1 protein-coding gene is annotated in these 547 nt (G+C 67.3%); it reads left to right on the forward strand.

Going from position 1 to position 547, the window contains the following annotated elements; genetic code table 11:
- On the forward strand, positions 1-501 hold a 501-nt coding region (locus tag DAI20_RS20140; protein ID WP_108252913.1), incomplete at its 5' end, for a pilin.
- Positions 502-547 lie beyond the last annotated feature (46 nt).

Genomic DNA, 547 nt, shown 5'->3' on the forward strand with positions numbered 1-547 from the left:
CTGCCACCGTCCACGCCCTATGCCACGCAGACCCCGGCCGGGGTGCTGCCGCCGCCGAAAAAGAAGCTCTCCGGTTGCGCCCTGACCGCGATCATCGGCGGCGGCCTGCTGCTGGTGCTGGTGCCGATCATGGCCATCCTCGCGGCGATCGCCCTGCCCGCCTATAACGACTACACCGTGCGTGCCAAGGTCGCCACCGCGGTCAATGCCCTGCAGCCGCTGAAACAGCAGGTGCAGCACTTCGCCGACGACGAAGGCCGCTGCCCCGGTGCCAACGATGCCGGTTTCCCGGCCCCGGGTGACTTCACCCAGGCTGGCCTGTCGGCGGTGAACATCGGCCGCTTCAACAACGGCCACTGTGGCATCGAAGCAACGCTGGCCGTGCCCGGCAAGAGCCTCGACGGCGACCTGCTGTGGCTGGAATACGATCGCGACAGCGGCCGCTGGGAATGCAGTGGCGAAAGCAACGACAAGTACCTGCCGCCGACGTGCCGCGGCTGAGCCACGCGCACGCCAGCACCTCCAAGGATGATTCAACAGGGAACAT

It is taken from the genome of Planctomonas deserti, from assembly GCF_003067705.1.
Taxonomy (GTDB): Bacteria; Actinomycetota; Actinomycetes; order Actinomycetales; family Microbacteriaceae; genus Planctomonas; species Planctomonas deserti.